Source organism: Clostridium fessum (genome assembly GCF_003024715.1).
Classification (GTDB): Bacteria; Bacillota; Clostridia; order Lachnospirales; family Lachnospiraceae; genus Otoolea; species Otoolea fessa.
In genome coordinates, this window is the sequence record NZ_PYLO01000001.1 from 331,572 (window position 1) to 356,065 (window position 24,494).

The 24,494-nt window shown below is 43.9% G+C and carries 23 protein-coding genes; 6 read left to right on the forward strand and 17 right to left on the reverse strand.

Going from position 1 to position 24,494, the window contains the following annotated elements:
• Position 1 precedes the first annotated feature (1 nt).
• Both C7U56_RS01625 and C7U56_RS01630 read right to left on the reverse strand, forming a co-directional pair.
• A complete protein-coding gene (locus C7U56_RS01625; RefSeq protein WP_106999883.1) occupies positions 2 to 679 on the reverse strand; it encodes a DUF4956 domain-containing protein in 678 nt (225 codons plus the stop codon).
• An 11-nt stretch (positions 680 to 690) separates the two neighbouring features.
• Positions 691 to 1,386 (reverse strand): polyphosphate polymerase domain-containing protein, encoded by a 696-nt coding sequence (locus C7U56_RS01630; RefSeq protein WP_106999884.1) that lies wholly within the window; start codon positions 1,384 to 1,386, stop codon positions 691 to 693.
• 577 nt (positions 1,387 to 1,963) lie between these two features.
• Here C7U56_RS01630 and cobI point away from each other — a divergent pair.
• From cobI to C7U56_RS01650, 4 genes are read left to right on the forward strand one after another with little or no spacing between them, the layout of a single operon-like run.
• Positions 1,964 to 2,659: a precorrin-2 C(20)-methyltransferase gene (gene cobI, locus C7U56_RS01635; protein WP_333493341.1), complete on the forward strand. Its 696-nt coding sequence runs from the start codon at positions 1,964 to 1,966 to the stop codon at positions 2,657 to 2,659.
• Entirely contained in the window at positions 2,652 to 3,494 is an 843-nt protein-coding gene (locus C7U56_RS01640) for an ABC transporter ATP-binding protein (protein ID WP_106999885.1), read from the forward strand. The genes cobI and C7U56_RS01640 overlap by 8 nt, the downstream gene beginning before the upstream one ends.
• Positions 3,485 to 4,228 (forward strand): ABC transporter permease, encoded by a 744-nt coding sequence (locus tag C7U56_RS01645; protein WP_233430146.1) that lies wholly within the window; start codon positions 3,485 to 3,487, stop codon positions 4,226 to 4,228. Before C7U56_RS01640 ends, C7U56_RS01645 begins: the two co-directional genes overlap by 10 nt.
• A 25-nt stretch (positions 4,229 to 4,253) precedes the next feature.
• Positions 4,254 to 4,805 carry a hypothetical protein gene (locus C7U56_RS01650; RefSeq protein ID WP_106999886.1) on the forward strand — a complete coding sequence of 184 codons (552 nt, stop codon included), beginning with the start codon at positions 4,254 to 4,256 and terminating at the stop codon, positions 4,803 to 4,805.
• Positions 4,806 to 4,942: 137 nt separating this feature from the next.
• On the opposite strand, the gene C7U56_RS01655 is transcribed toward C7U56_RS01650, so the two are convergent.
• A complete protein-coding gene (locus tag C7U56_RS01655; protein ID WP_106999887.1) occupies positions 4,943 to 7,192 on the reverse strand; it encodes an alpha-galactosidase in 2,250 nt (749 codons plus the stop codon).
• 183 nt (positions 7,193 to 7,375) lie between these two features.
• Positions 7,376 to 7,678, reverse strand: a complete 303-nt coding sequence (locus tag C7U56_RS01660; RefSeq protein ID WP_022359414.1) for a LysM peptidoglycan-binding domain-containing protein — start codon at positions 7,676 to 7,678, stop codon at positions 7,376 to 7,378.
• Between the two features lie 978 nt (positions 7,679 to 8,656).
• On the opposite strand from C7U56_RS01660, the gene C7U56_RS01665 reads away from it, so the two are divergent.
• Both C7U56_RS01665 and lexA read left to right on the forward strand, forming a co-directional pair.
• The gene (locus C7U56_RS01665; RefSeq protein WP_106999888.1) at positions 8,657 to 9,571 is read left to right on the forward strand and encodes a coiled-coil domain-containing protein; all 915 of its coding nucleotides are present in this window, start codon (positions 8,657 to 8,659) and stop codon (positions 9,569 to 9,571) included.
• Between the two features lie 182 nt (positions 9,572 to 9,753).
• Complete coding sequence (lexA, locus tag C7U56_RS01670) at positions 9,754 to 10,371, forward strand: transcriptional repressor LexA (protein ID WP_022359416.1); 618 nt, start codon at positions 9,754 to 9,756, stop codon at positions 10,369 to 10,371.
• A gap of 186 nt (positions 10,372 to 10,557) precedes the next feature.
• Here the strand turns inward: lexA and fliB are convergent, their stop codons facing one another.
• The 13 genes from fliB to C7U56_RS15525 form a co-directional block, all read right to left on the reverse strand.
• The gene (gene fliB / locus C7U56_RS01675; RefSeq protein WP_106999889.1) at positions 10,558 to 11,712 is read right to left on the reverse strand and encodes a flagellin lysine-N-methylase; all 1,155 of its coding nucleotides are present in this window, start codon (positions 11,710 to 11,712) and stop codon (positions 10,558 to 10,560) included.
• Positions 11,700 to 12,395: a TMEM165/GDT1 family protein gene (locus C7U56_RS01680; protein WP_106999890.1), complete on the reverse strand. Its 696-nt coding sequence runs from the start codon at positions 12,393 to 12,395 to the stop codon at positions 11,700 to 11,702. Before C7U56_RS01680 ends, fliB begins: the two co-directional genes overlap by 13 nt.
• Before the next feature lie 311 nt (positions 12,396 to 12,706).
• Positions 12,707 to 13,981: an amidohydrolase family protein gene (locus C7U56_RS01685; RefSeq protein ID WP_106999891.1), complete on the reverse strand. Its 1,275-nt coding sequence runs from the start codon at positions 13,979 to 13,981 to the stop codon at positions 12,707 to 12,709.
• A 3-nt stretch (positions 13,982 to 13,984) separates the two neighbouring features.
• On the reverse strand, positions 13,985 to 14,944 hold the full coding sequence (locus C7U56_RS01690) for an ABC transporter permease (RefSeq protein ID WP_106999892.1): 960 nt from the start codon (positions 14,942 to 14,944) through the stop codon (positions 13,985 to 13,987).
• Complete coding sequence (locus C7U56_RS01695) at positions 14,944 to 16,092, reverse strand: ABC transporter permease (protein ID WP_106999893.1); 1,149 nt, start codon at positions 16,090 to 16,092, stop codon at positions 14,944 to 14,946. The genes C7U56_RS01690 and C7U56_RS01695 overlap by 1 nt, the downstream gene beginning before the upstream one ends.
• Positions 16,079 to 17,620 (reverse strand): ABC transporter ATP-binding protein, encoded by a 1,542-nt coding sequence (locus tag C7U56_RS01700; RefSeq protein WP_106999894.1) that lies wholly within the window; start codon positions 17,618 to 17,620, stop codon positions 16,079 to 16,081. The genes C7U56_RS01695 and C7U56_RS01700 overlap by 14 nt, the downstream gene beginning before the upstream one ends.
• A 32-nt stretch (positions 17,621 to 17,652) precedes the next feature.
• Positions 17,653 to 18,825 (reverse strand): BMP family lipoprotein, encoded by a 1,173-nt coding sequence (locus C7U56_RS01705; RefSeq protein ID WP_106999895.1) that lies wholly within the window; start codon positions 18,823 to 18,825, stop codon positions 17,653 to 17,655.
• A 13-nt stretch (positions 18,826 to 18,838) separates the two neighbouring features.
• Complete coding sequence (gene mtnA / locus C7U56_RS01710; protein WP_233430147.1) at positions 18,839 to 19,912, reverse strand: S-methyl-5-thioribose-1-phosphate isomerase; 1,074 nt, start codon at positions 19,910 to 19,912, stop codon at positions 18,839 to 18,841.
• 31 nt (positions 19,913 to 19,943) lie between these two features.
• Positions 19,944 to 20,777, reverse strand: coding sequence for a purine-nucleoside phosphorylase (locus C7U56_RS01715; protein ID WP_106999896.1), 834 nt, complete (start codon positions 20,775 to 20,777; stop codon positions 19,944 to 19,946).
• A gap of 1 nt (position 20,778) precedes the next feature.
• Entirely contained in the window at positions 20,779 to 21,390 is a 612-nt protein-coding gene (locus C7U56_RS01720) for a class II aldolase/adducin family protein (protein ID WP_107000398.1), read from the reverse strand.
• Between the two features lie 4 nt (positions 21,391 to 21,394).
• Positions 21,395 to 22,207 carry a DeoR/GlpR family DNA-binding transcription regulator gene (locus C7U56_RS01725; RefSeq protein WP_106999897.1) on the reverse strand — a complete coding sequence of 271 codons (813 nt, stop codon included), beginning with the start codon at positions 22,205 to 22,207 and terminating at the stop codon, positions 21,395 to 21,397.
• 1 nt (position 22,208) lies between these two features.
• Positions 22,209 to 23,522, reverse strand: a complete 1,314-nt coding sequence (locus C7U56_RS01730; RefSeq protein WP_106999898.1) for a hypothetical protein — start codon at positions 23,520 to 23,522, stop codon at positions 22,209 to 22,211.
• Positions 23,523 to 23,978: 456 nt separating this feature from the next.
• Positions 23,979 to 24,155, reverse strand: coding sequence for a zinc ribbon domain-containing protein (locus C7U56_RS15525; RefSeq protein WP_181357143.1), 177 nt, complete (start codon positions 24,153 to 24,155; stop codon positions 23,979 to 23,981).
• Positions 24,156 to 24,494 lie beyond the last annotated feature (339 nt).

Genomic DNA, 24,494 nt, shown 5'->3' on the forward strand with positions numbered 1-24,494 from the left:
ATCAGTTATAAATCTCATCGCTTTGAGCTACAATATTAACACTTTCGATTTGTCCAAGGTTATAGAAATCATCTGTTAAAGCCGGATACTGTTTCTGAACTTTCTCCAGTATTTTTCTGGATAATTCATAAATGTACTCAGCATTTTCCTCTGTCGTATTTTTTACCCGAAGAACGACACCAGTCCCAAAATAACGAAAGACCTGAGATTCTATATTTTCACAGCGGCTTCTTTTTGCACGGATGATCAAAAGCATATGGTTATCACTGCGAATCGCTCCCATGATAAGAAAAATAAGAAAAATAGCAGAACTGCCTACTGCAGCAACCAGATAATCTCCAACTCCACAGCATATTCCCACAATAATCGTCCAGAAAATATATACAGTATCTCTGGAATCTTTTATTGCAGTTCGAAAACGCACAATAGATAATGCACCGACCATACCAAGCGACAATGCAATATTGTTTCCTATGACAGTCATAACTGTTCCTGTCATAACCGTCAGAACGATCAGTGTTACTCCAAATTTTTTGCTGTAAATCGTTCCCTTATGTGAAATCACATATGAAATAAAAATAAACAGACCAATGACAGCACTTACCAGAATATGCATTATAATTTGCTGCCAGGTCATATCCCCCTGTTGGGCAAGCAGGTTATAAATCGTCTCTTTCATTTCCTTTCCTCCTAAAACCTGTAGTTACAGCCAATTTGTCTTGCCATACAATATTTGCTCACGGAAAGCTCGCTTTTCTGAACGGGCAGAAGCATATGCTTGATATAGCTTAACAAAAAGCCATTGTATTTTACTTCCAGCACTACAGCAAAAGGAGACATTACACTGTTTAACACCAGATTTCTATCAAACACATTAAAATTCACTTCATTAGCCCGTATTTTGGAATCAAAGGTTATTCGAATAGAGTTTTCTGGCGCGATAAATGCAAATCTGTCATATTCTACAACTGTTTTAGGACGGTATGCCCACATTTCCATAATTGAATAACATTCCTGTCCAAACTCACTGCCACTGTTTAAAAGTACGGAATAATCACCCTCAATGAGAGCCTGCGCTTCCTTTCTGGATAATCTTAATGATCGCTTTCGCTGATATGGTCCCTGCTTCTGCTTCATTTCAAACAGTGCAAAATCCGCATCAGGACTATATACCCGCAAACGAAACTTCCTTCTTAACTCCAGACCATCTTCTTTTTCCTGAAAATCCCGATTTGACAAAGAATCAAAGTACAAAGAACGTACCTGGTAACCATCGGATCCATTATGTAAATCGGTATGAACCACATTTGACAGATAATTCCGGAGTTTTAAAGCTTCTGCCTGATTCAGCAGAAATTTCTTTTCTTCCCGCAGTACATCGCGCACAGTATTATTTCCTCCTGCTTTTGCTTTTTAGTAAATCCAACTCTATAGTATACATCCAAAAAATTTTTCTGTCTAGAATACAACTTCATACTATACAATGACCTCTCAGTTACTATTCAGGGGTTAGCTGGACTTGAGGAAACCGATGGTGTAGACTGATAACAGTCAAAGCCATCGGGTAAGCTCATCTGTATTTGTTTTCCATTTTGGGGAACATATCCAAAATACATTCCATTGACATTAACCCTTTTTGCGGATAACTGCTTTTGGAATTCTTGTAACCCACTTTATTCCACTATTTATGAAATTTCCAAAATGGAGCGATTTGAAAATGTACTTTATTCTGTTTCGAAATAAAGTACATTCTGAAATAAAGTGCATTTTGAAATTTTTGTACTTTATGCTATAATCCTTGTATCTAAGCCATTTATTAACCACTAACTATAAAGTACAAAATTTTTTACTTTTGAAAAAGGCTAATTTCGTACTTTATTAAAAAAGCAAAAAAGGCATCGTACAAAAATTTTAAAAGTTGAACACTTGAATTTCTCACAGTTTTCACAGAAAGGAAATGTTTATGATAAAAGGAACCTTATATGGCGTAGGAGTAGGTCCGGGCGATCCGCGGCTCATGACGTATCTGGCAGTTGACACGATTCAGAAGTGCCCGGTGATTGCGGTACCGGCGGATGGAAAGGAAAATGCAGTTTCCTATAAAATTGCCAGTGGGATCGTGGAAAATCTGGATGAAAAGGAATGCTTAAACCTCACTACTCCGATGACAAAAGATAAAGCTGTTTTAAATGCAGCATACCAGGCTGCCTCGAATCAGATTATAGAGCAGCTGGAACAGGGGAAGGATGTTGCCTGCCTCACGCTCGGAGATCCGACGATTTACAGTACCTATATTTATATCCATCGGATTGTAAAAGCACATGGTTATGCAACTGAAATCATCAATGGCATTCCGTCCTTCTGCGCGGTCAGCGCCAAGCTTCAGGACAGTCTTGTTGACCGCTCAGAACAGCTTCATATTATTCCGTCCACTTATGATATTGAGGCGGCGCTGGAACTTCCAGGTACCAAGGTTCTGATGAAAGCAGCTTCCAAGATGCCGCTTGTCAAGGCGACCCTGAAAGAAAAGCATATGACAGGTATCATGATCGAAAATTGTGGTATGCCAGAGGAGCATATTTATCATAAAATCGATGAAATTCCAGAACGGGCAAGTTATTATTCGATTATTGTCGTGAAGGAAGGGGACCATGATTGAATTAAAGCATCTGACAAAAAAATACGATCATTTTCTGGCGGTCGAGGATCTGAACCTGAAAATTGAGACAGGCGAGTTCTTTGGGCTTTTGGGACCGAATGGTGCCGGAAAAACGACCACCATCGGAATGCTCTCCACTCTCCTGCTTCCGACTTCGGGTGAAATCTGGATCAACGGAGAGCTGCTGACCCGTCAGAAAAATCAGCTGAAACAAAAACTCAGTGTCGTTACGCAGGAATACTCGATGCGTCAGGATATGACGATGAACGAGATTATGGAATATCAGGGACATCTTTATTATATGCCGATCAAAAAGATTCGGGAGCGGTCAGAGGAATTGCTGGAATTCTGCGGGTTGATCGATTATCGGAAGAGAACCGTCCGAAAGCTTTCCGGAGGCATGAAGCGGAAGCTGATGGTCTGCCGGGCACTTTTAACGGAACCGGAAATCCTTCTTCTGGATGAACCGACTGCAGGGATGGATGCATTTGCCCGCCGTCAGATGTGGAATCTTCTGAAAAAGCTGAATCAGCAAAAGCTTACCATTCTTCTGACAACGCATTATATGGAGGAAGCAGAAACGCTTTGTGACCGTGTCGGCTTTATGTGCGGTGGACGTCTGGAGGAAACAGATGCTCCGGGGCATATGATAGAGACGCTGGGGCGGTATGCGGTTGATGAGACTTCACCAGATGGGCTGAAATCACACTATTTTCATGGAAAGGAGGAGGCAATTCAGTATTTGTCCGCGTCAGAACAGGAAACAGCGCTTCGCAGTACGACATTGGAAGATGTATTTCTGGAGACAATCGGGCAGCAGCTGGAATGCCGGTAAAAATGGGTATTCTTACTGTGTTATGGGAAAAATGGGTAGAATTCCGGCGGGATTTTTATAAAATCACGCTGGCTGCCATGATTGCCCCTCTTTTATATATTCTGGTGTTTGGTCTTGGAATCCAGACCATGTCGCACGGACAATCGTATCTGAACTTTCTGATTCCGGGAGTGGTTGCCCTGACGACCATGAACGGCAGTTTCAATGCTATCGCCCAGAATTTAAACGTCCAGAGATTGTACGAAAAAGCATTTGACCAGGTCATCATCTCTCCTACCCCGCTGTGGCAGTTCATCGCGGGACAGATCATCGGCGGAAGTCTCCGGGGATTATATGCGGGAGCCGTGATTATTCTTCTGATTTTGCCGATCGGAACGGGGCTCTGTTTTAACGGCTGGTCGTTTCTTCTAATGTTTTTAAACGGATCTGTGTTTTCCACAATTGGAGTTGTGGTATCTTTTTATGCCAAAAACCATGCCGATGTGCCGCGCTTTTCGAATTACGTGATTATGCCGATGGCATATCTGTGCAATACATTCTTTTCAGCCCGGAGTATGCCGGATGGTCTGCGCCAGGTGATTGAATATCTGCCGTTATCGCAGACCAGTGCGGCGCTTCGCAGCATCGCCAATCATGAGGCATTTTCTTATACAACGATTGGGATCCTGCTTCTGTATCTGGCGTGTTTTTCGATTGCTGCGTCCTGGTTTCTGTATAAGAAAAAGAATTTATAAACACAGGGTAAGGAGTTTTCTGTCTATGAAAAAAATAGGTTTCATTCTTTTGGGAATCATTTGTATCTTATTTAGCAGCCGGTGGACGTTGACAGCGCAGGCAGGTGCTGGAACGCTGCTTTCCCTGAAGGATGGTGAATATGCCATCGAGGTAACAATGACCGGAGGAAGCGGAAAGGCTTCGATCCAGAGTCCTGCTCTTCTGACGGTGACAGATGGAACGGCATACATATCCATCACATGGAGCAGTTCCAATTATGATTACATGGTGGTAGATAATAGAAAATACGAGAATGAAAGTGCCAAGGACGCAAATTCTCATTTTACGATCCCTGTTTTGGATCTGACAAAAGAACTTACAGTCAGGGCGGATACACTGGCGATGGGAACGCCTCATGAAATCGAATATACCCTTCAATTCAATACTACGTCGATTGCGTCTAAGAGCACACTTCCGCAGGAAGGGGCGAAACGTGTGCTGATGATGGCAGCCGTTATTATTATCGGTGGCGGGATTCTGAATCATATCGTAAATGAACGCCGGAAGCGGGATTATACGGGGAAACGCCGGACTTAAATTAAAAGGGATTCGTAACTGTTCAGTACCTTCACAGTCACGCGCAGTAAATGCGCAGACCTACTGAACAGTTACAGGGATTCTTCTTTAAAAACCAGATTCGGGAGCATCCCCTTTCAATGCTTTTATCTTATTTATTATTCAGCCTGCTTTTGTACATAAAACAGGCGAGAATCAAAGTCGCAGCTCTCTCTTCTACCATCCATATACTGTCCGGAAGAGGCGTCACTGGTAATCAGTCCTAAATTCATCAGTTCGTCACCATAGTGGGTGCTTACGGCACTTTCATGTCCTTCTGTATATTCCGTGACATTGTAAAGATCGGATTCTTCCAGTCCCTGTAAATACAGCCGCGTAAACGGACCATTGGCTACATTCAGTGTCCGGTACCAGCCGACCAGGGCTTCTGTGCGGTCTTCACTGACTACCATCCAGGCAGTGATATTGTTTTCAAACGGACTGGAAAGTCTGTAAAAAGTACCATACTGAATCAGGGACCGGTGCTGTTTCATAAAGGCGGTCTGAATTTTTAATTCAGATAGCTCATCTTCTCCGAGCTGTGCCAGATCCAGTTCATAGCCGAAAGTTCCGAAGAACGCGGTATTGGCACGTGTCCAAAGCGGTGTCTGACGATGAAGCTGATGGTTCGGAGAAGCAGATACATGGGATCCCATCGAGCTGATCGGGTAACCATAGGAAGTACCGTATTGAATCCGCAGGCGTTCAATCGCATCTGTATTATCACTGAGCCATCCCTGCGGTGCGTAATACAGCATACCTGCATCAAAACGCGCTCCGCCGCTGGCGCACGATTCGAACAGAATGTCCGGAAAGCGTGTTGTCAGCCGCTCATACATCTGATAAACACCCAGAATATAGCGGTGAAATACTTCTCCCTGCTGTCTGGCGGAAACTCCTCTGCTCCATACATCACTGAGACTTCGGTTCATATCCCACTTGATATAGGAAATGGAGGCGCCTTCCAGAATCGATGCAATCTTTTCATAGATGTAATCAAGGATCTCCTGCCGGGAAAAATCCAATACATACTGGTAACGTCCGTGACAAGGCGTTCGCCCTGGAACCTGGAGGATCCAATCAGGATGCGTGCGGAATAAATCGGAATCGGCATTTACCATCTCCGGTTCGATCCAGAGACCAAACTTCATACCGAGCGCTTCTATCTTCTGTGCCAGTCCGGAAAGACCGTTTGGCAAACGGTCACGGTTTGCCTCCCAGTCGCCCAGTCCGGCTTTTGAGCTGCTTCTGGCACCAAACCAGCCGTCATCTAAAACAAACAGCTCTATGCCGCATTTCTGCGCTCTGGAAGCCAGCTGTAGAAGTTTTTCTTCGGTAAAATTGAAGTAAGTTGCCTCCCAGTTATTGATCAGGATTGGGCGCTCGCGATCACGCCAGTACCCCCTTGCCAGTCGGCGCCGATACAGCCGGTGAAAAGTCTGGCTCATGTCGTTAAGTCCCTGAGAGGAGTAAACAAGCACTGCCTCCGGAGTCTGGAAGGTTTCACCAGGGTTCAGCTCCCAGCTAAAGCCAAACGGATTAATTCCTATCATAAGACGGGTGGTTCCATGTGACTCCACTTCTGCCTGAGCCAGAAAATTACCGCTGTAAATCAAGCTGCAGCCAATGGCTTCTCCCTGAAATTCGTCAGCCGAAGGGCGTTTTAAAATAATGAACGGATTCTGCTCATGGGAAGAATGTCCCCGGGTGCTGTCAATCGCCTGAATGCCATACTCAAGCCTGCGTGTGTGGAGTGCGCGCTCTCTCGCCCATGCCCCAGAAAACTGCATCCACTCATAATCGTGGTCAGGAAGATCCAGGCAAAGACTCATCGCGGTCTGAACCTGTACAGAAATGTCTCCCTGATTGGAAATAGAAGCACTTCGGGCAATGACACCGCCCTCGACAAATATTGTATATAAAAGATGCAGCTCCAGATTAGTATGGGTATCTTTTAACGTAATAATAAGAGTTTCAGCTTCCCCGTCCTGTTCAGTATAAGTAGCAGGAAGTCCTGGCAGTTTTGGCTTTCCGGATGTAACCTGATATCCAGTAAATTGAAAATCTGAATAGGTACTTCCATCATTCTGGAGAATCTCTACTGCCGGATGACGGTAATCACCGCTTCCGTAAGTACCGTACTCCAGCTTAATATGTCCAAGTGAAAAGGTGCGATCGTTTTCATAGAGATAAGATGCCATGTCTCTGGGAGCTAATTCAAGAAGGTATGAGAAATCTTCCTTGTCACGAATCTTTTTCCCATAATACAGCTGTCCCATATGTCCGTTTGGAAGAACCATCATGATATAGCTGATGGTCTGGTTATATAAATGAAATATCTTCGATGATTCGTGATATACAATACTCATATCCTTATTTCCTCCTGTTCTTCTGTCGCTTGTCATTTAATCAGATATAGACTGCTTGCTAAACTTTATTCTACCAGAAAATAGATTAAATGAACAGACTACGGACAGGAATATGGAAAATTCTATAAATTTGATTCTGTCTCTGTTATCGGTTGTGTGTACGTGTATGTGAACGGTAACGATTTATTTATAATAACGAATGGTCAGGTAATGCCCTGCGTCAATATGGTCATCCGAAAGACTGTTCATCTGGCGCAGCTCCCGTACATACTCTTCAACTGACTCCTCCGAATCTGCACAATATGTCTGAGCAATGCTCCAGAGCGTATCTCCATCTTTCAGATGAATACTGGTATAGTACTTTTCCGGTCTAGTATCTGCTTCTTCCTCAGCCATCACATACATCAGACTCCGTCCAAAAAAGCCCGAAAGCAGCATGATGAAAACAACAGCTAAAACCATAACACCTTTTTTCAACGTATACATTTGCAATCTTCTCCTCTCGTGTTTTGTTGGAATCGTCTTTTTGTATTCAAATCTGTTCTTAAAGAATGAGAAGAGATTTGAATATTATAAAAATGTCAGGAACATCTGTTCTGTATAGCTACATTATACGATACGAACAAATGTTTGTCAATGGTTTCGAAAGAAAAAAGCAAACATTTGTTCGCAGCTTGCTACTGTTCACGCATACGTGCCCAGTAACGAAATTTTCCGTGTCTTCGCATTTAAATACGGCAAATTTCTGTTGCCACCACCTTTTCTTACGGTATTTTCGGTTTCAAAAGTGCCGTAAGAAAACGCGGCTCTGCTCGTAAGCAGCAGACACCTGCTCCCTATAAAAATCTAAATACTTTAGGTATATAGATTTTTATAGGGAATCATACATATTGCACAAAACTGCGCTGCTATTTCTGGCAAATATAACCACAAAAGTCGATGAAACTATTCGCGAAAGCATCCTTTCACGAATAGTTGATAGTTTCATTCCTATTTTTACTATCAAAATCATAATCTATGTATAACAATAATCATGTATAACATATATATAACATATCACAGAATCAGATTGACGCCCTTGTGGTTTCATGATAATCTATATATATAAAATAAAGTATGACGCAATTTGAAATTTCAATTTAAATCGAACGTTATAAGACTTGGCGCATGATCTTTGCAAAGCACTTCTTTGAAATCAGTTTGATAAGCAGAGTATTATCTCGCGTAACTGTCTACATGAGTATGAACCGTTACCATCTCGCAGCAAGAATGTCAGGGTATTAAACAAACAGGTAACTGTTCAGTACCTTCACAGTCACACGCAAAAATCCATTAAAAATTGCCTACGGCAATGGGATTTTTGCCTGCTGACCCATGTTTTCGTACGGTCAGCGCAGTAAATGCGCAGACCTACTGAATAGTTGCATAAACAGTTACAAAAAAATAGATTGGAGAATATAGAATATGGGAGAAATTAAACAGGCAAACTTTCGAATCGATTCCGATACAGCGGATGCTTTCCGTGCATTTTGCGAACAAAAAGGAATGAACCAGGCCCAGGGCTTTGATCATGTGATGCAGGTGTTTGAGTTAAATCAAGCCAAATCCTCAATCCCGGGGAGAAGTGTCGAGATTGAGGAGTTTGAAACCATGGTTAAGTCCATCACCTCCGCATATCTGTATAGCTTGGAATTGAACCAGAATGCAGAAGCCAGAGCACGGGAGGAGTTCTCTTCTGAACTTCAGAGAAAAGAACTGCGCCTCACAGAGTTACAGAAAAAAGTGGAACAACTTCAAGCAGAAAAGAAAAAAATGGATGCAGAGTCCGCTTTGCTGACCAAGCAGGAACAGACACTCACTGAACAGTTAGAATCGCTCAGAAAAAGCGCAGCTGACCAGGAACAGATCAACCAGATGCTGAAGGAGAAACTAGAAGAGGCACAAAATCAGCTGAAGAAAAATGAACATTCAAAAGAATCAGAAGAAATGCTTAAGAATGAACTTTTACAATGCAAACAGGAACTTCATGATACCGTACTTGCGCTCTCTCACTCTCAGAAGGAACAGGAGGTAAAGTCAGAGTCCTATCAGCATGCATCCGATCGGATTCTGGCACTTGAAACTGAAAATAAAGAACTACAGCAGAAACTCACAGAACTTACCCAGGAATTATCAAAACAAAAAGCAGATGCTGATATGGGTCTTCAGCAATGCAAAGCCCAGGCGGAGCTTACGATGGAGCGCGCACTATTCAAAAAAGAACGGGAAACGCAGGAACTCCTTCGTCAGGCAGACAAAGAAAATGCCCGTCTGGAAGTGCTGCTTGAGCAGGCAAGAGAACAGCTTAAAAAAGAAAACATTGATAAAGACGAACAATAGTTTGCATTTTGCCCGAACATATGTTACTATATATAATATAATAAGGGCTTACTATAGGCCAGACCTTTCAGTGATTCAGCTGCTGGTCCCATCAGGTGGGCGTTCGACTTGTATCCTGCCAGAATCACTGTATATCCGATATTAAAAACATTTTATATACTTCATCGACAGGAGGAATCTATATGGCACAGGGACGTATTACAGATAAACAGAAAGAGATCTTGGAATTTATTAAAGCATGCATTTTAAAGAAAGGTTATCCGCCGACGGTACGTGAAATTTGTGAAAAGGTACAGCTTAAGTCTACCTCTTCTGTCCACTCTCATCTGGAACAGCTTGAGAAGAACGGATATATTCACCGGGATCCGACGAAACCGAGAGCCATCGAGATCGTTGATGACACCTTTAACCTGTCCCGCCGTGAACTGGTAAATGTACCCCTTATCGGTACTGTAGCAGCCGGTGCGCCGATTCTGGCTGATGAGAATGTGGAGAACTATTTCCCGATTCCGGCAGAACTGCTTCCGAACAGCGAAACTTTTATGCTGAAAGTCCGCGGCAATAGTATGATCGATGTGGGCATCTATGACGGAGATCGTGTTATCGTGGAACAGACCAGTGTCGCAGAGAATGGCGAGATCGTGGTTGCACTCATCGATGATTCAGCTACCGTTAAGCGTTTCTTCAAGGAGAACGGTCACTATCGTCTCCAGCCGGAGAATGCAACCATGGATCCGATTATTGTGGATAAAGTACAGATTCTTGGCAAAGTAATCGGTCTGCTGCGCCTTATGCGGTAACCTTTTGGTTTACTGACGCTTACCTTTTGCTTATTATCATGAAAATGACAGAAGCATTATGTGGCAAAAATTAACTCAAAAGCTCTATGCTATTCGTTGACGTCCGGAGATACGGTACGCTCAATTTTATAGAATAGAGCTTTTTTGTTCGTATGATTCATTTTTGCAATATGCTTCTTTCGGTGATTAAACCGGTGCATACCGCTCAAAAAGCCAGTCTTCCAGTGCATTTAAGTTATCATCGGAATGTTCTACTTCCCGGGCATATCTCCAGGAGATTTCTTCCACATCCTTCATGGAAAGTTTCTTTCCATTTTCAAGCCATCGGACCATCAGAAATTCTTGTATCCAGCGGACAGAGAACAATGCCAGTTCCATCTTGGAACAGACCATATCGTCGTAGACAGCCCCGCAAAAATAGGTATAGACAAAAAACATTAAAAGCTGCTCGCCCAGATTTTCCCATTCTTCTTTGTGACTTCCTAAGCTTCCATATGCCTTATGAAATTCTTCGCAAATTTTATGATAGGTTTCCTCACTTCCCTGATACAGCCACTTTTCAGCACCATCCAGCACATCATCCCATTCCGGACGCAGGCGTTCCAGACCGCGTAGTACCTGCAATTCTTCTATCTGGCGTGCCCACCGATGGAGAGATGCTGCATCAATGCCTTTTTCAGCAAGACTTTCTGATACAAATTCCTGGAGTTTTTTTCTCTGATGATGAGCTTCACAGTTTCGCAGAAGTTCATCAATTTCATATTCCTTCTGCTCTTCCACCCGGATCTGATATTGTTCTGTCAGCTGTTCGGATGCCGACATTCGGAGTGTCAGAGGAAGGGATCGATCCTGTAAAATCGAAAACAGAACATCTCTTGTATCTTCCAACTGGGAAAACATCATAAAATCGAATTCTTCAAAATCGTCCTCCAAATCGTCCTCTTCTTCCAGAAAACGGACCGGTTCTTTACAGGAAAGAATGATTCTAGCCGCCTCCGGACAGGACAGGGAAAGAGATAATTCCCGAAGTCCCTCGTATTCTTCCGTATGTCTCGGGTACATCCGGCAGGTATCACAAAGAGAATCTGGTCCCAGTGCTTTATAAAGATCGCAGAGATTTTCTTCATTTAAAAATGCACAGCGCCGATTGTTCTGGTAAAAACATTCTTCATCCCAGTCAATAGAATTGCGTAATCGCGTTCCGAACTCGCTCTTTTCATTTCCATATCGCTCCAGAGAGGTTTCATCAATCATGATCTGCCATCCGGCACAGCAGCTATCCGGACAATCTCCTGCTGTACAGACAAATTTATCATAAAAATGTGGTTTTAAATATCGCATTTATTTTCCTTCTTTCTTTTTATATAGATCCAGGCACATAAGGCAGTAAAAATAACAGCCGCAGCAATCCATACCGGCCATACCGGAATCGGACAGACTCTTGCGTTCATCATGTTCAGTCCCTGATGAAGTGTGAAAGCACCAAATATGGAAAAAATAACAAATGCCAGTGTATTCAGCAGCCCATCGGGAGTTTTGCTCTTTAAAAGATATCCAACCAGCATTCCGAGAATATCCGCTGCAAAAAGTCCCAGAGAGCATCCAATCCATACAACAAAGGCTGATTTCATGCCTTCATTGGCTCCGAACGTGATGGCTGTAAGCTGAGTCTTATCTCCCAGTTCTGCCACAAAAAATGTGCAAAAAACAGCTAAGGGTGCGAATTGAATCTTTGATTTACCGCCCTCCTCCTCTTCTTCGTCATCATCACCGGCAAGAGTCGATGCGGCGAAATACAGAAATGCAAGTGCTGCAATCATCTTAATAAGCCAGTCAGGAATAAATTCACTGACAAGTCCGCCCGCCAGAACGGCAAGACCATTCAGAACAAGAATCGCCGCCGCAGTTCCTAGTATAATATCTCTCAACTTATATTTTGAAGTCAGAGCAATCAGCATAAGCTGGGTTTTATCGCCCATCTCTGCGATAAATTCTGTAAAAAACACTTTAAAAAACAGCATCATTTTTCATTTCCTCCTAGATGTAATGCATGTTCCCTCACCGCTCACTGTCGATTATGATGTCCTCTCTTTTTTGCATCAATGCACAAAAGAAAAACTCATGTATATCAACTGACAGCTATGCATCATACAAAAACTGTCCATCGATATACATGAGTCTCATTATTTAAGATTTGCCAGATTATACAGTTGCTATAATCAGAATGTTGACAAACCACACTTTCGCGCTAACTACTCCCTCATGGAATATTGAATTTACTTGATAAATAGTATCAAATAAAGAATGTGTTGTCAACGGAATTTAACGCTTTTACCTACGATTGTCTCATTCGGGTTATGATCTCATTTGCCCTTTTGTAAACTTCCTTTGGCTCCACCCCAATGAAGAATTTCTGGTCTTCATAGAGGATCTTGCCGTTGATCATGGTCATCTTCACATTCTGTTTGCTTCCGCTGTATACCAGGTTTTTCATCGGGTTGTTGATAGGTTGCATATTCGGCTGGTTCAGATCGATCATAATCAGATCCGCCTTTTTGCCTTCTGCAAGGCAGTCGCAGTCTGTCAGTCCCATTGCTTTTGCACCGCCGGTTACTGCCATTTTCAGAACTTCTTCTGCTGGTACTGCAGATGCATCCCGATCATGAAGTTTTCCCAGTCCCGTCACTAAAAACATTTCCCGGAACATATCCAGGCAGTTGTTGCTGGCTGGTCCATCTGTGCCGATGGCCATATTGACTCCGTGTTTCAAAAATGCCGTAGTGTTGGCGATGCCGCTTGCAAGTTTTGTGTTGGATCCAGGATTGGTTACCGCTGTCAGTCCTTTCCTGCGGAAGAGTTCTATTTCCTCATCGGTAAACCAAATGCAATGATATCCACCGCCCCCATGTTCAAATAAGCCCAAGGAATCCAGATAAGCTGCAGGTGTAGTTCCATGGCGCTGTACACACTCTGCCACTTCCCGTTCTGTTTCTGACATATGAGCAAATACAGGAGCCTTGTAGCGCTGTGACAGCTCGGCAATCTTTTTTAAGAGTTCTTCGGAACAAGTGTATTCTGCATGAAATCCCAGACAATACCTGATCAGCTCATCATATTGGTTGTAGGTATTAAAATCTGCCTCCACTTCCTCCAATGAAGAGGAAAAATCATTGATTCCGCTGACGAGTACACTCCGGAATCCACATTCTACCGATGCTTTAGCCATCATTTCTGTATTCAGATACATATCAAAGCAGGAGGTAATACCGCTGGTCAGGTATTCCATGATTCCCAGTTTGGAGAGCCAGTAGATATCATCCGGCTGTAATTTTGCTTCCATCGGGAAGATCTGCTTTGTCAGCCAGTCCTGCAGCGGCATATCATCCGCATAGGATCGAAGAAACGTCATGGCTGTGTGCGTATGTGCATTTTTAAAGCCCGGCATGATGAGATTTTTTTCTGCATCGATCTCACGGTCCCACACATTGCCGCATTCCTTATGAGGACCTACATATGTAATAGTGTTCCCTTCGACCCATACCTCTCCGTGGATGATATCCATATTTCCATTCATCGGAAGAATCTGGGCATTATAAAAACGAATATTCATGTTCTACCTCTTTCCTTTGTCGTAAATCTCTCCAAGTGCACGAGGAGCACGATTGTATTTTGAGAAGAAAATCAAAAGCAGCATTGTAACGATATAAGGCAGCGTCATGGCAAGATCCGAGTAACTGCTGGGCATCTGCATCTTCTGGACAAGATAATAGCCTCCGGATCGGGCAAAACCAAACAGCAGGCAGGATCCAAGTGTAGGAAGGATCTTCCAGTTTCCGAATATCATGGCTGCAATCGCCAGATATCCGTATCCCACATAGATGTTGGAAGAAAAGTTCGCTGAAATGGAATAAGCAAAGCTGATTCCAGCCAGACCGGACAAAGCACCGGATACAAGGACTGCAATCAGACGGATCCGGGTAACATTCTCTCCTGCTGCGTCTACTGCGTGAGGATTATCTCCACAGGCACGAAGATTCATGCCATAACGCGTTTTATACAGCACATACCAGGCAACAACTGCGATCAGAAGGATCAGGATCTCAAATGGATAGACATCTTTAAATGCGGCTCCAATTACTGGGATGCCGGAGAGCAGCGGAATTGTAAACCGTGCAGACACACCCAGAACAAATTTTTCCGAAGCTGCACCGAACACAAGGCGGTTTAAAAGTTTTGTAAAAAATGCAGTCAGTGACATAGCCAGGATATTGATCACGACTCCGCCAATGATCTGATTTGCCTTCAGACGGATACATAACAGTCCATATAAGAGCGAATACAGCATTCCACCTGCCATGGCACATACAATTGCGAGATAATAAGGAACCTGGGAATTGCTTCCAAAATAGCCTGCAGCCAGAACGGCCACAAAGGCGCCTATAAATGCCCCCATTCCCTGCAATCCCTCCAAAGCCAGATTCGTCACGCCGCTCTTTTCGCTGTAGATCCCTCCGATTGCCATTACGAACAGCGGGATCGCAAAGGATAAACCATCAATCAGGATTCGTTCCATCAGCTGATCCCCCTTTCTGTCTCTTCATTTAACTCTTGTTTCATTCGATTCACTTTGTAACGGATATATACACCGCAGGCGGAAAACAGCAGGATCAATCCGGTGATAACGGATGCGATCTCTGATTCCAGACCGGATGCTGAATTCATGTAGGTACTGCCCTTGCTGATCACTGTGATCAGAAGAGATGAAAATATGATGCCGATGGGATGGTTTCCTGCAAGAAGTGCCACTGCGATGGCATCAAAACCGGTGCTTGGAAGGACGCGGGGCTGAATCGAACCAAAATACCCCAGGTAGTACGTCACTCCTGCCAGGCCTCCTAATGCACCGGAGAACATCATCGCCATGATCATGCTTTTGCCAACATTGACACCTGCATACATGGCCGCTTTTCTTCCAAGTCCCACGCATTTGAGTTCATAGCCAAATACGGTGCGATCTAACACGAACTTCACCAGGACTGCAGTCAGAACTGCAAGAAGGATTCCTAAGGGAATATCCATTTTCAAGTTTCCGACGGGTGTGTCCATCAGAGTCAGGCGGGATGCTTTCGAGACGGCCTGGGACTGCCTGGAAACCGGATTGATATAGTACGTGTTGATGAAAAAGCTGATCACATACTGGGCCGTATAGTTTATCATGATCGAAGATACGACTTCATTGATATTAAATTTGTATTTTAACCAGCCAATAAGTGCACCGATGAGTGCACCAACGACTGCTCCGACAATCAGTACGCATGGCTTAGCCACCGCTGCCGGAAGGGAACTATATCCGATCACCAGAGTTGTGATAAAACCAGAGGTAAGCATCTGACCGGAGACACCGATATTAAAGAGTCCGGCACACATACCGACTGCTACTGCCAGAGACGCAAAAAGCATCGGAGTCCAGGCATTCATATAACTGGTGAAGTCGGTCAGCATATTCTTATATCCGGCATAACTCGGTTTCGGGAGGAATCCAGCCCCCTGAAGAAGGTTACCATAGGCCGACAGAGGATTCTTGCCAAGCAAAAGAATGATCACAGCTCCAGCCAGAAGGCTTAAGAAAATGGCCGACATGGGAATGGTGATACCCTGGTATTTTTCATTTCCCAGGAGTCTGACAAGCATCTTTTTCAATCTGTGTTTAATTTTCAGCATTTTGGTGCACCCCCATCATAAATTCTCCCACTTCATTTGATGTAAGCGTTTTTGCAGCTGCTATTTTCTGGATTTCTCCATTATATATTACTCCGATGGTATCTGCACAATTCATGATCTCATCCAGCTCTAACGAAATCAGCAGGATTGCCTTTCCTGCATCTCTCTGTCGGATAATCTGCTTATGGATATTTTCGATGGCTCCGATATCCAGACCTCTGGTTGGCTGCACAAAGATCATCAGAGGAGACTGAAGTTCAATCTCTCTTCCGATGATGGCCTTCTGCTGATTACCGCCGCTCATGGAGCGGACAATGGTCTTGTTTCCCTGACTGCTCCGGATGTCATACCGGTCAATCAGTTCATTTCCGTACTGGGAAAATTCTGCTTTATCCAGTACACCTTTATGGGAAAATGGTTCTCGGAAGTAGTTTTTCAGTCCCAGATTTTCCTCCAGGGTAAAATCCATGACCAGGCCGCAGCTCTGCCGATCCTCCGGAATATAAGAGATTCCTTCCAGGGTTCGTTTGCGGATGGAGTAATTGGTGATATCGACTCCATTCAGAAGAATACTACCTGAAGCTGCCTTCTCAACTCCTGCAATCGCATCTGCAATCTCAATTTGACCATTGCCGGATACTCCGGCAATGGCAAATACTTCTCCGCCGTGGACAGAAAAGGATACATTTTTTACTACTTCAAAATGATCCTGATTTTTTACAGTGAGATTCTTTACCTCTAACACAGTCTCCCGGTAATGAGGCTCTGATTTCTCTACTTCAAAAGAAACTTCCCGTCCAACCATCAAATTGGCCATCTGCTTTGTAGAGGTCGTGGCGACATCCAGAACATCGATGAGCTTTCCTCTGTTTAAAATCGCACATCTATCTGCAATTTTTTTGATTTCCTCCAGCTTATGGGTGATCAGGATGATGGTTTTTCCATCATCTCTGAGGTTGCGGATGATCGTCAGCAAGGATTCAATCTCCTGAGGCGTCAGCACTGCTGTCGGCTCATCAAAGATCAGAATTTCAGCTTCCCGGTACAGCATTTTCAGGATCTCGACACGCTGCTGTGTCGATACACTTGTATTTTCGATCACATCGGTCGGATTGACTTCCAGGCCGTACTTCTTAGAAAGCGCCTCGATCTCCTGATCTGCTTTTTTTAAATCAACATAGGGAAGGATTCCAAACAGTTTGTCTTTCTTCTTTAAACCCAGAATAATGTTTTCTGTAATCGTGTAATTCTGTACCAGCTTAAAATGCTGATGGACCATACCAATATTGAGTTTTGTTGCGTAGCTTGGCGAATGAATCTGTTCTTTCTTACCCCGGATGAAGATCTCACCTTCATCCGGTTCATACATACCAAATATCATGCTCATCAAAGTTGATTTTCCGGCACCGTTTTCGCCAAGCAGTGCGAAGATCTCACCTTTTTTAATTTGAAGCGTCACATCATCGTTTGCCACGATACCTGGGAAACGTTTTGTGATGTGCTTCATTTCAATGATATATTCCGACATTTAAGCCTCCTCATTTTCTGGTACAGAACGTATTATTTCAATCCCGGGAAATCTTCCGGCTCAATTCCGTTAAAGTTTGCTGCCGGAACGATAGTTCCATCTTTTACAAGTTCATATGCTTCGTCCATCTTCTTCACGGTATCCTCAGACATGCTCTGACGTCCTTCCTCTGTTACATAACCAACAGAATCAGAATCTGCACCTAACAGAGCGTTTGCTCCCTGGAAACTTCCGTCTGCGATAGCATTTAATTGTTTCTCTACGTTCATGCTCATAACTTTCAGTACAGAAGTCAGAATAATGTTATCAGAACCGTTAGCACCATCATCATACTGGTCTACGTCACAGCCTACTACCTTTACATTGCCAGCTTCTTTAGCAGCAGTAAATACACCGTTTCCAGAACCGCCTGCAGCTACGAACAGAATATCACAGCCCTCATCGATGAGAGCTTTTCCAACAACTTTACCGGTTGCTTCATCTGCAAAGCTTCCCACATAGTTTCCACCTACATTTTTATTGGTAACGTCAACGCCTGCGTAAGATGGGATCTCTACGATCTCAACACCGGTATCATATTTCTCATTTGCGTAATTGACACCACTCTCAAAACCGTACTGATAGTTTACATTGCTTGGGTATGCAATACCGGTTACTACAGCTACCTTTTTGCTTTCAGACTCCAGTGCAGCTGCCATTCCCGCGAAGAAACCTCCTTCCTGCTCCTTGAAAGTCATTGCATAAATATTATCACATTCGATGTCATTACCCTCAGAATCGGTCGGATTCGTATCTACAAGGATAAAATCTACATCTGGGTTATCGGTTGCGATGGTTCCGATTCCGGAGAATTGGAAGCCCGGGCATACGATCACATTGTAGTCTGCAACGATATCAGCAACTGCCTGAATAACTGCAGCCGGATCACCGGTTTCCTCGCGAACCGGAGTTACGGTTGCTCCCGGATGAGACTCGATAAATTTCAGGATACCGTTGTAGTTATCCTGGTTAAAGGAGCCGTCATCTACACCGGATGGACTGGTCACGATGGCGATCTTTAAATCTCCATCAGCGTTCTCAGCAGAAGCTGCTGCTGTTTCAGCCGTATTTTCCTTTGTCTCGGCTGTATTATTGTTTCCACCGCATCCTGTCATTAACGCTACGGATACTGCTACACCTGCTACAATACCAAATAATTTTTTCATCAATCTTTTCCTCCTATTTTTTGTTTTTGCCAAACATATTTGCAAGACTCTCCGTATACGGTGGTCTGCAGATTCCTTTTTCCGTTACAATTCCGGCGATCAGCGTGTGATCGGTTACATCAAATGCCGGATTATAACATTTGACACCCTCCGGTGCCATCGGTTTTTCATAAAATTTGCTTTTGATCTCTTCCGGACTTCGAAGTTCGATCTGGATATCATCGCCAGTTGCACAGTCAAGATCGATGGTTGAACTCGGTCCTAATACATAGAACGGAATTCCGTAATGTTTTGCAAGGATTGCAACACCACTGGTTCCAATCTTATTGGCCGCATCACCGTTGGCAGCGATACGATCACAGCCTACGAAGCAGGCCTGGATCCAGCCGTTTTTCATTACAATGCTGGCCATGTTATCACAAATCAATGTTACATCGATTCCTGCCTGATCTAACTCATATGAGGTAAGTCTTGCTCCCTGAAGAAGCGGCCTTGTCTCATCTGCAAATACATGGAAATTCATGCCCTGCTCTTTTCCAAGGAAGAGAGGTCCTAAGGCAGTTCCATAGCGGGAGGTGGCTAAGGGTCCGGCATTGCAATGTGTCAGAATTCCGTCTCCGTCCTTAATAAGGCTTAAACCATATTCAGAAATCGCTCTGCACATCTGGCTGTCCTCTTCCTGAATATCCATGCACTCTTTCTTCAGATATCCAAGAATCTCTGGTACAGAAGCATCGCTGTGGCTTGTCACTACCTGCTCCATGCGGTTTAATGCCCAGCTCAGGTTCACTGCCGTTGGACGGGAAGAGTTCAGATAATCCTTATACTCTCTGAATTTCTTTAAAAACTCATCGTAATCCCCGGTTTCAATCGTTCCGGCCAGAACATACATTCCAAATGCCGCACAAATTCCGATTGCCGGTGCTCCCCGGACTTTCAATTCAAAAATGGCATCATACAGATCCTTCGCCGTTCCAAGGGTCAGGTATTCGGTAACCGTTGGAAGCTTAGTCTGATCAATGATGGTCACAGCTTTGCCGTCTTCATGCAAGTACACATTTTTGATTGCTTCTGACTGATTGTCCACTTTATCATCTCCTTTGTTTTTTATTCATCACTCAGATCATTTTACCGATTCGAACTATGGATTCCGTAATCAGCTGTTTAAATAACGGTGCAACACGGTCAGCTGTTTCCTTCACTTCCTCCGCACTCAAAGGCTGATCAGTCATTCCGCATCCCAGATTGGAAATGCAGGAAATACCGCAGACCTTCATGCCCATATGATTGGCAGCTATGGCCTCGCATGCGGTGCTCATTCCTACTGCATCTCCTCCAAGTATCCGGCACATTTTTACTTCATGGGGAGTTTCAAAATTCGGACCGGACAGCTGGATATAGGTTCCCTCCTGAAGCGGAATCTGAAGGTCTGCAGCAGCACCCCGGATGATCTCACAAAGGTCCTTACGGTAAATCTCAGACATATCGCTGAAACGCTCTCCCAGCATCTCCTCATTGGGTCCGATGAGAGGAGACGGTACAAAATTACTGATCTGGTCGGTGATCATCATAAAATCACCGGCTTTGTAATCATAATTCACACTGCCGGAAGCATTGGTCAGAAACAAGACCCGGGCCCCCATCATCTTCATGAGACGGGTGGGAAGAACTACATCCTCCATGGAATATCCTTCATAGTAGTGGACACGTCCCTGCATGATTACGACCGGGACATCTCCTACGTATCCAAAGACAAATCTGCCCTTATGTCCGCTGACTGTGGACACAGGAAAACCCTCAATATCATGATAATCCAAAACAGCTTCTACCCGAATGGTATCTGCATAATCACCGAGTCCGGATCCCAGCACCAGTGCCACCTCTGGCTTAAAATTAATTTTGTCTTTAAAGCACTGATAGCATTTTAATAATCGTTCATACGCCTTTGTCATATCAGACCTCCTCGTATTCTTTGATCACAACCGGATGTCCTGAACAGAGTGCAAGATGATAGATCTTTGCAGCATCCTCCACATAAACACTGTTTGTATATGCTTCCGGTAATGTTCCGCCGATAGCCACGACACCGTGATTGGCCATCAGACAGGCATTTTTCCGTTCCAGGATTGGAACTGCATTCAGACCAACCTCTGCACTTCCCTGCTGTGCATAAGGACTTACCTCCAGTTTCCCTTTTAAGAAAGGAATCATTTCAATCAGTACAACTGGAATTTCCTGATGGTTTACCGCAAAACTGCTTGCATAAGGAGAATGTGTATGCACCACCGCATTAGCATGGGACAGGTGACGGTAAATCTCGGCATGCATTTTCCACTCGGAAGATGGCTTGTGTCTTCCTTCGACCAGATTGCCATCCAGATCAATCACTACGATATCCTCTTCCGCCATCAAACTGTAATCATAGGAGCTGGGAGTAATTACGATCCACTGCTTCTCACGAAAGTAAGCACTGATATTGCCGCTTGTTCCGGCCATCAGCTTTTCATCATAGGCCTTTTTCGCTGTCATCAGCACATTTTGTTTCAGTTCCTTCAAATCTGTCATAATCTTATCGCTCATCTCCTTTGGTTTTTGATTTTCTTTCCGCTTTCCCTTCCAGGACAGGGATCTGATGTGCCTGGAACCATTCCCATAGGTCCGGATTGGTTTTTCGGATGGAATGATCCACAACCACCTGACTGAGCTGCTCCAACTCTCCGATCACATACACCTCGTTGCGTCCGATCTTCGTATTGTCCACCACCAGGATCTTATGTTTCGCCTGCTTTAATACCTGACGACGGATATCTGCTTCTTCACGGGTGGAATCTGTAATACCTGCCTCCAGACTGCAGCCGGCACTGCTGACAAATGCATAATTGATAAAGCAGGTTTTCATCTGTTCCAGTACGGTCTGTCCTTCAAACGCTTCCCGATCGCGATTCAGCTCACCGCCAAATAAAATAAGACGAATCTGCGGATTCGCATCAATCTCCTTTGCCACTGCCAGAGAATTGGTCATGACGGTCAGCTTGCCGGGAAAATCCGCTAATTGCTTTGCAATATGAAGAGCCGTGGTACTGCAATCCAGAAAAATGGAACTCTTTTCGTGGATCCATTGCATGCAGAGAGATGCAAGAAGCTTTTTCTCTTCCTGCATCACCTTGCTGCGAACCGAGATGGGAGTTTCATTGCCAAAACCTTCGTTTAAGTAGGCACCTCCGTGAACACGGTTTAATTTCTCCTGTTTTTCCAGTTTTTCCAGATCCTTTCGAACCGTTTCTTCCGTAACTCCCATTTCACGGCTCAGATCCGTCACCATGACTACTTTATTCTTCTCCAGCATGGACAAGATGTATTCTGCACGTTCGATTGCATGCATGTTATTGATAGTCCTCACCTTCCAGGTAATTATAGAAAGCGGTATTGCAGAAGCGTTCAACCGGTACAACTTCCAGGCCGTCGGAGATTTCCGTCAGTTTTTCAACAACCTCATCTTTATCTTCCGGTAAGGTAAATGGATGAATGGAATACGTATCGTTCGTGATTACGCAATCATAGATCTGATGATAATCAGTCTCCGGCATATCTGTTCTGGTTGAAGAATAAAGCGGCTGCCACCAGGATGCATAGATCAGGCCCTTTGCTTCTTCATTTCCTTCATTTTTCTTTGCGTACGTCTTGATTACTTCGTCAAAACGATTCATATCCTCAAGATTGTCGAACTCAAGCTCAAGGTCATATTCTACTGCATATACCAGTGCAAGATCTTCATATTCTTTTACTTCGTAGGTTGGAGTAGCCTCCGGGATCGGACCCCACTCCGGCAGATACTGGTAAATACTAATCTTCGGCTCAAGCTGAACCTTTGCTGTGATATTCTCGCTGTTCAGAAGCCCCATCAGCTGATGTACATGTTTGATATCAGAATGACCGTACTGTAAGGTCAGTTCCGGTAAAAAGCGGGCACTGTATGCAGCAGATTTTAATCCATATCCGGTGGTTACCTTGTTCTGTACAGCTTCTTTTCCGATCTCTGCCAGTTTGCTGTCATCAAATAAGATAAAGGAATTCCATGCCTGGTCCAGTTTCGCGTAAATGTCTGGATCATTTGACATGCCAAGGTAGTTTCTTGCGTCTCCATTTGCATTGGCAATTGCCATCAGAAGACTGATTTCATCCTCAGCTGTAAAGGCATCTTCTGCAACGACTTTTTTCGCAGTTTCGGAAGTGATGAGGCTGGTATCCAGAGCAGCAGCAACGTATCTGGCATATTCATTCGTCTCATCCATCTTTACCCCATATTGTTCAAGACGATCTTTAATCTTATCTTCCGGATAGCTAAGAGCAAGCTCTTCATAATCAGCAGCAGCCACAGCAGCTTTCACAGCAGAAAACCAGGTCATGTCCCCCTCGACAGCCGGTGCCTCATCTCCTGCTACCTTTTTCAGGTCAGCGGAAAAAGCAGCACTGTCCGGATCTTCTTTGATCTGTACATCGAAAAACTCTGCCAGGTATTCTGCCTCATGGGCATCAGCCTCTTTGGTTTCTTCCTGAGCTGCTTCTGTCTCCTGAGCAACAGAAGTCTCAGCCGGTTTGGTCTCTGCGCCGGTCGGTGCTGCATCCTTTGCACCACAGCCCCCTACCATCGCGGTTGCGGCCATAGCAGCCATCATTACTGCAAGTTTTTTTCTCATCTCTTCTTCTCCTCTTATATGTATTTATTAGTTTTGCTACTAACTAGCAGCTGATTTATTTACATACATTATAAGCACCTTTTATAGGAAAAGCAAGTACTAATCTTTCTTTTTCTTTGTTTTTCTGTTTTTTGTTTTGTTTTTTCACCATAGGATGAGGTTTTCTATGTCACAAAAAGATCCCCCGAAAAATCGAAGGGATCTTTCTAGGAGAGCTGAATTGGAATCCGAGCTTCCAGTTTGCAAGTTTAAGTTCTGATTTAGCTAATCACTTGCAAAAGTAAATTCTGGCAAATCAAAATATCATGATTTTTATGGACGTTAGTTTTGCAAAGTTCTTCAAAACTGGAATTTACTATTAGAAACAAGCTGTTTTATGCTTCATATGCTGATATACCCTTGAATAATGTACTGTTTCACTTCAAATACGTGACCGTAGCAACAACACTTAAGCTTTCACGTAACAACAATTCCCGGCTCGCCCAGAAGTAACTCCAAGGATGATTTTCCCTCACTGGCTGCCACATACGCATCCATCTTCGCCTGTTCCTCATCCGTCAGCTGAATATGCCACCAATTATGTTCCTCATGGCACTTGGGACACGGCTGGTTGATTTTGTAAAGTCTTCCCATAGTCTGATCTCCTTTCGATTTTTTCTGCCCAACTATATCATCATCGAATTCGAATTTCCAATTAGCGGTTTCTGCGGATAACGTTTTGAGTCAAATTTTCGCTCAGACGTTCCTGCCTGAAATCATAAAGCGCTTTATCATAATTCCGGTTTTGGAATTCTTGTGACCCAATCCATTCCGTGTTTATAACCCACTTCAGTACACTATTTTTGAAATTTCCAAAATGGAGCGATTTTAAAAAGTAAGTTTTGAGTTAGGTTTTGAACTCTTTCAGACCGAAATCCTTCTTACCATGAAAAATGGCTACGGAATTGCTTCCGCAGCCGTTGTGCCTGAAAA

What these genes read in the sequence shown, in the direction of transcription:
- C7U56_RS01650 (WP_106999886.1), top strand. Translation starts at nt 4,254, where the DNA reads ATGAAAAAAATAGGTTTCATTCTTTTGGGAATCATTTGTATCTTATTT.
- C7U56_RS01730 (WP_106999898.1), bottom strand. Translation starts at nt 23,522, where the DNA reads ATGAGAAAAAAACTTGCAGTAATGATGGCTGCTATGGCCGCAACCGCG.
- C7U56_RS01640 (WP_106999885.1), top strand. Translation starts at nt 2,652, where the DNA reads ATGATTGAATTAAAGCATCTGACAAAAAAATACGATCATTTTCTGGCG.
- C7U56_RS01695 (WP_106999893.1), bottom strand. Translation starts at nt 16,092, where the DNA reads ATGCTGAAAATTAAACACAGATTGAAAAAGATGCTTGTCAGACTCCTG.
- C7U56_RS01725 (WP_106999897.1), bottom strand. Translation starts at nt 22,207, where the DNA reads ATGCATGCAATCGAACGTGCAGAATACATCTTGTCCATGCTGGAGAAG.
- C7U56_RS01645 (WP_233430146.1), top strand. Translation starts at nt 3,485, where the DNA reads ATGCCGGTAAAAATGGGTATTCTTACTGTGTTATGGGAAAAATGGGTA.
- C7U56_RS01705 (WP_106999895.1), bottom strand. Translation starts at nt 18,825, where the DNA reads ATGAAAAAATTATTTGGTATTGTAGCAGGTGTAGCAGTATCCGTAGCG.
- C7U56_RS01655 (WP_106999887.1), bottom strand. Translation starts at nt 7,192, where the DNA reads ATGAGTATTGTATATCACGAATCATCGAAGATATTTCATTTATATAAC.
- lexA (WP_022359416.1), top strand. Translation starts at nt 9,754, where the DNA reads ATGGCACAGGGACGTATTACAGATAAACAGAAAGAGATCTTGGAATTT.
- fliB (WP_106999889.1), bottom strand. Translation starts at nt 11,712, where the DNA reads ATGCGATATTTAAAACCACATTTTTATGATAAATTTGTCTGTACAGCA.
- C7U56_RS01680 (WP_106999890.1), bottom strand. Translation starts at nt 12,395, where the DNA reads ATGATGCTGTTTTTTAAAGTGTTTTTTACAGAATTTATCGCAGAGATG.
- C7U56_RS01715 (WP_106999896.1), bottom strand. Translation starts at nt 20,777, where the DNA reads ATGACAAAGGCGTATGAACGATTATTAAAATGCTATCAGTGCTTTAAA.
- C7U56_RS15525 (WP_181357143.1), bottom strand. Translation starts at nt 24,155, where the DNA reads ATGGGAAGACTTTACAAAATCAACCAGCCGTGTCCCAAGTGCCATGAG.
- C7U56_RS01660 (WP_022359414.1), bottom strand. Translation starts at nt 7,678, where the DNA reads ATGTATACGTTGAAAAAAGGTGTTATGGTTTTAGCTGTTGTTTTCATC.
- C7U56_RS01720 (WP_107000398.1), bottom strand. Translation starts at nt 21,390, where the DNA reads ATGACAGATTTGAAGGAACTGAAACAAAATGTGCTGATGACAGCGAAA.
- C7U56_RS01625 (WP_106999883.1), bottom strand. Translation starts at nt 679, where the DNA reads ATGAAAGAGACGATTTATAACCTGCTTGCCCAACAGGGGGATATGACC.
- C7U56_RS01665 (WP_106999888.1), top strand. Translation starts at nt 8,657, where the DNA reads ATGGGAGAAATTAAACAGGCAAACTTTCGAATCGATTCCGATACAGCG.
- C7U56_RS01690 (WP_106999892.1), bottom strand. Translation starts at nt 14,944, where the DNA reads ATGGAACGAATCCTGATTGATGGTTTATCCTTTGCGATCCCGCTGTTC.
- cobI (WP_333493341.1), top strand. Translation starts at nt 1,964, where the DNA reads ATGATAAAAGGAACCTTATATGGCGTAGGAGTAGGTCCGGGCGATCCG.
- C7U56_RS01685 (WP_106999891.1), bottom strand. Translation starts at nt 13,981, where the DNA reads ATGAATATTCGTTTTTATAATGCCCAGATTCTTCCGATGAATGGAAAT.
- C7U56_RS01700 (WP_106999894.1), bottom strand. Translation starts at nt 17,620, where the DNA reads ATGTCGGAATATATCATTGAAATGAAGCACATCACAAAACGTTTCCCA.